General features: G+C 55.9%; 6 protein-coding genes. All 6 read right to left on the bottom strand.

Annotation, left to right across the window (positions count from 1 at the left end):
- Positions 1–117: 117 nt before the first annotated feature.
- Entirely contained in the window at positions 118–3,270 is a 3,153-nt protein-coding gene (locus tag PN477_RS17730; protein WP_272117649.1) for an efflux RND transporter permease subunit, read from the bottom strand.
- A gap of 3 nt (positions 3,271–3,273) precedes the next feature.
- On the bottom strand, positions 3,274–4,617 hold the full coding sequence (locus tag PN477_RS17735) for an efflux RND transporter periplasmic adaptor subunit (RefSeq protein WP_272117651.1): 1,344 nt from the start codon (positions 4,615–4,617) through the stop codon (positions 3,274–3,276).
- Between the two features lie 136 nt (positions 4,618–4,753).
- Positions 4,754–6,487 carry an ABC transporter ATP-binding protein gene (locus PN477_RS17740; protein ID WP_272117653.1) on the bottom strand — a complete coding sequence of 578 codons (1,734 nt, stop codon included), beginning with the start codon at positions 6,485–6,487 and terminating at the stop codon, positions 4,754–4,756.
- A gap of 368 nt (positions 6,488–6,855) precedes the next feature.
- Complete coding sequence (gene accD, locus PN477_RS17745) at positions 6,856–7,794, bottom strand: acetyl-CoA carboxylase, carboxyltransferase subunit beta (RefSeq protein WP_272117654.1); 939 nt, start codon at positions 7,792–7,794, stop codon at positions 6,856–6,858.
- A gap of 59 nt (positions 7,795–7,853) precedes the next feature.
- The gene (locus PN477_RS17750) at positions 7,854–8,120 is read right to left on the bottom strand and encodes a hypothetical protein (RefSeq protein ID WP_072620470.1); all 267 of its coding nucleotides are present in this window, start codon (positions 8,118–8,120) and stop codon (positions 7,854–7,856) included.
- 12 nt (positions 8,121–8,132) lie between these two features.
- Entirely contained in the window at positions 8,133–8,954 is an 822-nt protein-coding gene (locus tag PN477_RS17755) for a prepilin peptidase (RefSeq protein ID WP_272117656.1), read from the bottom strand.
- Positions 8,955–9,208: the final 254 nt, after the last annotated feature.

A 9,208-nucleotide genomic window follows, 5' to 3' on the forward strand; every position in this document is an offset into this window, starting at 1 on the left:
GCGCATCTGAGCCATCTGACACCGTGCTGATCGGTCTTGCGCGGTCGTCCAAACCCGGCGTAGGGCAGCGTGGACGACATGGCTGCCCCTTCTGCTTTGCCGAGGCGCGATCGCGCTTTAATGATGTTCAAACTTCGATCGCGGCGGTTCGGCTAGGGCGGGGAAGAGTTTGGCTTGGAGGGACATGACGACTACATAGAGGGTGGGAACCATGAAGAGAGTGAGGAAGGTGGCGACGAACATGCCGCCGAAGACGGCGGTTCCTAAGGATTGACGGCTACCGGCTCCGGCTCCGGTGGCGATGACGAGGGGGAAAATGCCGCAGAGGGTGGAGATCGCGGTCATCAGAATCGGGCGGAGGCGTTCGCGGGAGGCTTCGATCGCAGCTTTGACCAGGGGAAACCCTTCGGCACGGAGTTGGTTGGCGAATTCGACGATTAGGATCGAGTTTTTACTCGCTAGCCCGATTAACATCACCAGCCCCACTTGGCAGTAGACATCGTTGATTAAACCCCGCGAGGATTGGGCCAGTAATGCGCCGAGGATGGCGAGGGGAACCGCCAACATGATGATGAAGGGGTCGAAAAAGTTTTCGTATTGGGCGGCGAGGACGAGGAAGACGAAGACGAGACCGAGGCCAAAAATCCAGGGGGCTTGGCCGCCGGATTCCACTTCTTCGGCGGAGGTTCCTGACCATTCGTAGCCGAGGCCGGGGGGGAGAGCTTCGGCGGCGATCGCTTCCATGGCGGCGATCGCATCCCCGGAACTCATGCCGGGGGCGGCGCTGCCGGTGATTTCGATGGAGCGGTTGAGGTTGAAATGGTTGATGGTTTGGGCTCCGGTGCTGGGGGTGGCTTTGACCAGTGACCCGACGGTGTAGAGGCGGCCATTGCGCGATCGCACATAGAGCGTATCGAGATCGGCGGAATTGTCGCGGAACTGTTGATCCGCCTGGACATAGACACGATAGTTGCGTTGGCCGAGGGTGAAATCATTGACATAGCGAGAGGCGATCGCCGTTTGTAATGTCCGCAACAGGTCATCAATGGGCACTTGCAACGCCTTCGCCCCACCCCGATTAATCTCTAAATCCAGCTTGGGCGTGCTGGCGGCAAAGGAGGTAAACACCCGTTGCAGGCCGGGATTTTGATTCGCTGCCCCGATAATCTTGCCGGACGTTTGCACCAAGGTATCGAGATCGTTCACGCCGCGCCGGTCTTGGAGTTGGAACGAAAAGCCGCCAAAGGTTCCTAGGCCGCGAATCGGGGGCGGATTGACGGGGAAAACTCGCGCTTCGGTGATGCCCATGAAGGTGGGGAAGAGTTTGCCGATGATGGCTTGCACCGATTGATCCGGCCGCCGCCGTTCTGACCAGGGTTTGAGGGGAGAAAAGATGATGCCATTGTTGGCACTGCTGCCGGTGAAACTGAAGCCAGTGACGGCAAAGGTGGCGCGGACTTCGGGGACTTTGAGCAATTCTGATTCCACTCGTGCCACCACATCGCTGGTGTAGTTGAGGGAAACGCCTTCGGGGGCTTGGATCAGGGTAATAAAGTAGCCTTGGTCTTCTTCGGGGAGGAAGCCGGAGGGGACTTTGGTAAACATGAATGCTGTGCCGGCGAGGGCGATCGCAAACACTGCCACCAACACCCAGCGGAACCGCATGATCGTCCGGAGGGTGTCGGCATAGCTGCGTTGGCAGAAGTCGAGGAAGCTATTGAAGCGATCGAAGAGCCATTGCAGCGGTGGGGGGGCGTGGCGGCCTTGACGCAGTAAGACCCCGGAAATGGCGGGGGTAAAGGTAAGGGCGAGAAAGGTGGAAACGGCGATGGAAAAGGCGATCGTCAGGGCAAATTGACGATACAGCGCCCCCGTCGAACCGGGGAAAAAGGCCACGGGCACAAACACCGCCATCAGCACCAACGAGGTGGCGATTACGGCTCCAGTCAGTTCCTGCATGGATGCGATCGCAGCTTCCCTGGGGCGCATGCCTTGGGTTTGAATGAGGCGATCGATATTTTCCACGACAATAATCGCATCATCCACCACCATCCCCGTCGCCAGGGTCAAACCAAACAATGTCAACGCATTGATTGAAAACCCAAACGCCTTAACGAAAATAAATGTGCCAATCAACGACGCGGGAATCGTAATCGCCGGGATTACCGTTGTCCGCCAATCCTGCAAAAACACAAAAATAATCAACACCACCAAGACAATGGCTTGAATCAACGTCCAGACCACCTCCGTCATCGAGGCTTCCACAAATTCCGTCGTATCAAACCCGATCGCATAGGTCATGTCCGGTGGAAACTGGTCAGCCAGCCGCGCCATCTCCGCCTTCACCGCTGCCGCCACCTCTAGGGCATTACTCCCCGACAGTTGCGACACCCCCAAGCCCACCGCCGTATTGCCCCGAAACCGCAAAATCGTGTTGTAGTCTTCCGCGCCCAATTCGACGCGCCCCACATCCCGGAACTGCACCAAGGAACCACTGTCCGGATCGGTCGCCAGCACCATCTCCTCGAATTCGTCGGCACTGGTGAAACGGCTAAAGGATTCAAGATCCAGTTGATATTGCTGCTCGCCATCGTTGGGCGACTGACCTAAACGCCCCGCCCCAATTTGGAAATTTTGCTCACTGACGGCGTTGGTCACATCAAGCATCGTCAGGCCGCGACTGGCCAAGCGTTGGGGGTCTACCCAGAGGCGCATCGCATAGCGCCGTTCTCCGAAAATCTGAATCCCCGCCACCCCTTGAATCCGCTTTAAGGCTTCCGCCACGTAGAGATCGGCATAGTTACTTAAAAAAGAGGTGTCGTAGGTTCCCCCCTCGGAATAGAGGCTCAAGGCCATCAAAAAGCCGCTGGATTGCTTGCTGACACTGACCCCGGTACGCTGGACGGCTTCGGGGAGGCGGGCTTGGACGGTGGCGATCCGGTTTTGGACATCCACGGCGGCGAGATCGAGATCGCGCCCCGCATCAAAGGTGATGTTAATTTGGCTGGTGCCGTTGTTGCTGCTGCTTGAGGAGATGTAGCGCACGCCTTCGACACCGTTGATTTCCTGTTCTAGGACGTTAGTGACGGTGTTTTCAACGATTTCGGCGCTGGCCCCGGTGTAGTTGGCGGTGACTTGGACTTGGGGCGGCGCGATTTCGGGGTATTGGGCGATGGGTAAGGTGGGGAGAATCACCCCGCCAATCAGACTAATCACGATCGCAAAAACGATCGCCACCACCGGACGCTTAATAAAGGTGTTGACAAACATAAGCTATGGAGCAGTAAAGGACGCATCGGGCGCATCATCAGGGAGGGGCATGATCGGTGCGCCGTCGGTGAGGTTGAGAATGCCGGAAACGACGATGCGATCGCCCGGTTGCACCCCCGATAGAATATTGTAGGCATCTCCCTGAATTTGCCCCAGTTCTACGGGCCGTTGCCGGGCAATAAATTCCGTATCGGGAGGCACTTCATCCGCCTCGGTCGGCACTTCAGCAACAAACACGAAGGGCTTCCCGGCTAACCGCGTAATCGCCACGGTCGGCACGAGCAAACCCGGCTCCGTGCGCCACACCAGCCGCGCCCGCACAAACTGCCCATTGCGCAGCAGTTCGCCGGGATTGATGAAGCGGGCTTTGGCGAGGAGGGTTTGTTGGGCGGGGTCAACGTTGGGATCGATAAAACTGATTTCCCCGGTGTTGAGGATGTTGCCCTGTTCGGTCACCAGTTCCACCAGTTGCCCCAGTTGCAATTCGGGGGCGCGTTCGGTGGGGATGGAAATGCTGAGATTGAGGACGTTATTTTGGGTCAGGGTGGTGAGGGTGTCGCTGTCGGTGACCACATCCCCCAGTTCCACGGCAAGATCCCCCACGACCCCCGCAAAGGGTGCAGTAACAACGGTTTCTTCGAGTTGGGCTTGGGCGCGGTTGGCGTTGGCCTGGGCGGATTGGCGGTTGGCTTGGGCTTGGGTGAGGGTGGCGCGGGCAGCGGTGATCCGTTCATCGATCGCGGCTAGGGTGGCGATCGCTACATCGCGATCGCGCTTGGCCTGATCCAGTTGCTGCTCACTCAGCACCCCTTCTTTCACTAAAAACTCGATCCGTTTGTAATCTTCCGTTTTCAACTCCACATCGGCTTTGAGGGCGATGCGATCGGCATTGAGGGCCGCGATCTCAGACTGCACATTCGTTTCCACCGCCCGTTCTGAATTAACGGTGGCAAGCAAACTGGCCAGATTCGCCTCGGCCTGATCGGGTTTGAGTTCCACTAACCGCGCTCCGGCCGCGACGCGATCGCCCGCCGCCACAAAAATGCGCTGCACCCGTCCCGTCGCCTCCGGTCGCACCTCCACCACCTGTTCCGCTGCCAGGGACCCCACAAAATCCGTCGAATTCGTCACCATCGTTGGCTCCAGGGTGATCAACTTCACCGGCAGAGCTTGGCTTTGGGGCTGTCCGATGGCCGCCTGTTGCTGCTGTTGTCCAGCCCACCAACGCCAGCCCACCCCCACCCCGGTCAGCAGTAGCGTCGCTCCCACCAGTGCCAAAACTCGCACTTTCGGCTGCGGCGATCGGGGCGGCATGGGATTGAGGGCGTTGGAATTGGGGTTAGACATGGGAAAGTCCCTGTGGATAGACTCAACTTGGATAGTAACGAAGTTTAAAGCATATTGGGATGGCCGAAGCCCGGAACCTGTCTTAAGACAATGTGCCGAGCTTTCAGAGCCATGAGGGTTTGAGAGGGGCAGGATATTATTGATCGGGGGTGAATTGTTGGGCATAGAAGCGGGCGTAGCGGCCGTTTTGCTCGATTAGTTCGGCGTGGGTTCCGGCTTCGACGATTTGGCCCTGTTCCATGACGAAGAGGCGATCGGCGCGGCGCACGGTGGCGAGGCGGTGGGCAATGACGAAGACGGTGCGATCGCGCATAATCCGTTCTAAGGCCTCCTGCACCAGGGCTTCAGATTCGGAGTCGAGGGCGGAGGTGGCTTCATCGAGGATCAGGATGTGGGGGTTGAGGTACATGGCGCGGGCGATCGCAATCCGTTGCCGCTGACCACCGGAGAGATTCACGCCCCGCTCCCCCACATAGGTGGTGTAGCCTTGGCTAAATTCTGTGATGAATTGATGGGCGTTGGCAATTTTGGCGGCGGCTTCCACTTGGTCAAGGTGAAAATCCTGGCGGCCAAAGGCAATATTTTCGGCAATGGTTCCAGAAAATAAAATTGTTTCCTGGGGTACAATCCCAATCTGCTGCCGCAGGCTTTTGAGAGTCACATCAGCCACATTAATCCCATCAATTAAAATCGTTCCGGTGGCGGCTTGGTAGAAGCGGGGTAATAGATTAACTAAGGTGGTTTTACCGGCTCCGGAATGGCCCACGAGGGCGATCATTTCACCGGGATGCACTCGAAAACTGAGGTCATTTAACACTGGCTCACCGGGAACATATGCAAAGGAAATTCCCTGATATTCCACTTTGCCGGAGACGGTGGGAAGCGCGATCGCATCGGGCTTTTCCTCCACCCCTGGCGTTAAATTCAGCAGTTCAAAAACGCGATCTACCGAGGCTTGAGCCTGTTTGAATTCGTTGTAATTCGAGGTGGTGATACTAATCGGATCAATCAGCATCCCCACAGCGGCCAGATAGCCGACAAACTCACTACCGGTTAAATTCCCCTGGGCAATCTGCCACGTCCCCAAGAAGAAAATAAACACCACACTCATGGCATAGAGAAAGCCCACAAAGACAATTTGAAAGGCTTTAATTTTTTCAGTCATGTAGCGGGTGCGGCGGTTGTCTTCGGCGTAGTGGGTAAATTGCTTTAAGGTGTAGTCTTCGGCGGCAAAGGCTTGAACGAGGCGAATGCCGCTGAAATATTCAATCAACAGGGATGAAAGGTCAGAAATGCGGTTTTGGCTGCGGCGAGAATATTGCAAGAGTTGCTCCCCAAAAAAGCCCACCAACAGCGCCATCAATGGCCCAATCACCAACGCGCTCGCGGTGAGTTGCCAATTTAAATAGACCATCATCCCCAAAACAACAATCAGTTGCAAAATGCAGGGTACAAACTGCTGAAAAATTTTGTTAACAATTTCGCCGATTCGATCTACATCTTCCGTGAGCCGATAGGATAAATCCCCCGTTTTTGTCTGTTCAAAATAACTTAGGCTCAACCGTTGCACATGGGCGTACACATTTTTGCGGAGGTTGAGGGTGAGTTGGAGGGCGGCTTTGGCCATGAGGGTGTCTTGGCAATATTGCGCGATCGCTCGCACGAAAAAGATCGCCGCCGCAATGCCCGCAATCCTTGCACTGCCCTGGACATTCCCCGTGCCCACGGATTCGGCCAAGGCTTCCGCGATTTTAATCAAGGCGGGCCAACAGGCGGTAAATACGAGCGTTGCTAAGAGAGCAGAAGCGATCGTCAGGCGTTGAGCCTGAATATAGGGGGCGAGTTGGCGATAGTGAAACGGGGTTTTCAAGGGTTCTCAACGTGAAATGAGCGGATACAGGTGTTGGCCGAGTCTGGGGTTTATCCCCCTATAATTCCCCTTTAATGGAGGTTCAAGAGTTAATCCGGTCATTGAAAAAGCTCTAAATCTTTAGCAAGAAGGCTCTAAATCTTTAGCGAGCAAGATGCTCGCACTACGGAATTACCGGATTATTTCCTTAAATTTCATATCAGGGTAACTTTTTGACGGTTCCCCCCTTGCCAAGAGGGGTTAGGGAGGATCGAAAAGAGGGCACATATTAAGGGTGAATTTTGACGGTTCCCCCCTTGCCAAGAGGGGTTAGGGAGGATCGAAAAGAGGGCACATACGAGATGGGTTTGTTGATTCGTTGTGAGGGATTAAGCGGGGGTGTGGGCTTCGATGATGTGGGTGGAGGGGATGGTGTGGTGGTCTGCGGGGGACGTGTTGACGGGGAAAAAGGGTTGATGGAGGCTGATTAACTGGGCGAGGGTGCGCTTTAGTTGAGTGCGGGGCACGATCGCATCGACAAAGCCACAGTTGAGCAAATATTCCGCCGTTTGGAAATCATCGGGCAGTTTTTCGCGGATCGTTTGTTCAATCACCCGCCGCCCGGCAAAGCCGATCACCGCCTTCGGTTCGGCCAGAATCACATCCCCCAACATCGCAAAACTCGCCGTCACGCCGCCCATGGTGGGATTGGTGAGGATCGGGATATAGAGGAGTTTGGCTTGGCGATGGCGTTCGAGAGCGCCGGAAATTTTCGCCATCTGCATCAAACTGAGCATCCCTTCTTGCATCCGCGCCCCACCGGAAGCACAGACGATAATCACGGTTAACCCTTCTTGCGTGCCATATTCAATCAGGCGGGTCAGTTTTTCCCCCACCACTGATCCCATACTGCCGCCCATGAAGCTAAAATCCATCACGCCGAGGGCGACGGGCAAACCATCGAGGAGACCTGTGCCAATTTGCACGGCATCGTTGAGGTGGGTTTTGGCTTGGTATTCCCGCAGGCGGTCTTTGTAGGCTTTGCGATCGCGAAACTCCAGCGGGTCCATCGGGCAAATATCTTCATGGAGCGGGGTCCAGGTTTTTGCGTCGATCAGTTGGTGAATTCGTTCGGTGCTGCCGACGCGCATGTGATGGTGACAGTCCACGCAAACCTGTAAATTGGCTTGCAGGTCTTTGGTATAGGTTAAAACGCTGCATTTTGGGCATTTCGTCCAAAGGCCATCGGCGATTTCGCGCTCTTGGTGGCCTTGGGGGGCAACGGGTTGGTTTTTTTCGCGATTGGCAAACCAGTCAAATAAAGACATTTTGGGATTTTAACGACTCCGCTTCAATGAGTTGCAATGGTGAAGAACAGGGGGCGTGGTTAGCCAAATTCATCATCGGTTTCCAGTTCTTCTTCCTTGGGACTCAGCAATAGTAATGCTGTCCATCGATCCGGGCTGAGGACTTGTACAGCCGTTTCGCCGGTCAAAAAACATCCGCTCGCCCCCACATTGACGACACGACTTGGAATGTCATGACTGGCTAAAATTTGCTGCATGAGTTCGGCTTCCCAGCGTGCGCCTGCGATCTTAATTGTTATCCATGACACAAAATTCATAATATCAAGACGCGGCAAGTCTCGTTTCATGGGTCTCAAATTTCATCCCGCCCCCAACAGCAAGCGTTGATAAGTGGATACTATTATGTCACCCCAAAAAAGGGTTAGGGTGGCCCCCAGGGCCAGAAAGGGGCCAAAGGGGATCGGTTGACGACGATCCAAGAGCCGCAGGGCGATCGCACCGCCCCCCAAAAACGCCCCCAAGGCGCAGCCCACAAAGGCCGCTAGGGCTGCCCCCTGCCAACCGAGCCACGCCCCAATTAAGGCTAGTAATTTCGCGTCGCCTGCCCCCATGGCGGTACGTCCATAGATCAGGGAACCAATCAGGGCGATCGCTTCCAACCCCCAAAGGGCGAGCACAGCCCCAAAGATGCCCGTCACCAGACGATCGGCGCTGCCTTGAAGTGCCCCCGTTTCAAACCAGCCTTGGATCGCCATGAAGCCCAGCCCCGCGACGAGACCCGATTGGGTGAGGGGATTGGGGAGGGTGAGGGTGTCGCAGTCGATCAGGGCGAGGGCGAGGAGCCAACTGAGCAGCAGACCATAGCCGATCGCGCTCATAGTGGGGCCGAATTGCCAGAAGATGGCGAGGAAGAGACCACCGGCGATCGCTTCAACGAGGGGATAACGAAACGCGATCGCGCCTCGGCAGTAGCGACAGCGGCCCCGTAACCAAAACCAGGCCAGAACGGGCACATTGTCGTGCCAGGCCAGCCGTTCCTGACAGCGGGGACAGTGGGAGGGCGGCGCGAGAATCGATTCGCCTGCCGGGAGACGATAGATCACCACATTGAGAAAACTCCCAATCGCCGCGCCAATCATAAATACAAATAAACTACTAATGACCTGAATCAGGCTATCCATAGGCGGGGTGCGATCGCAATTTAAGCCGTACCATACCAAAGTTTTAATCCCTCACCCAACCCTCTCCCCCAGGCGAGGGCTTATCCACAACTTGCAAATACTGACCCAAGCTGCGATTGATCCCCCTAAATCCCCCTTAAAAAGGGGGACTTTGAGCGGCTCCCTTAAAAAGGGGGACTTTGAGCGGCTCCCTTAAAAAGGGGGACTTTGAGCGGCTCCCTTAAAAAGGGGGACTTTGAGCGGCTCCCTTAAAA

Origin of the sequence: Spirulina subsalsa CS-330 (assembly GCF_028330765.1) — a bacterium.
In the GTDB taxonomy this organism is placed as follows: domain Bacteria; phylum Cyanobacteriota; class Cyanobacteriia; order Cyanobacteriales; family Spirulinaceae; genus Spirulina; species Spirulina subsalsa_A.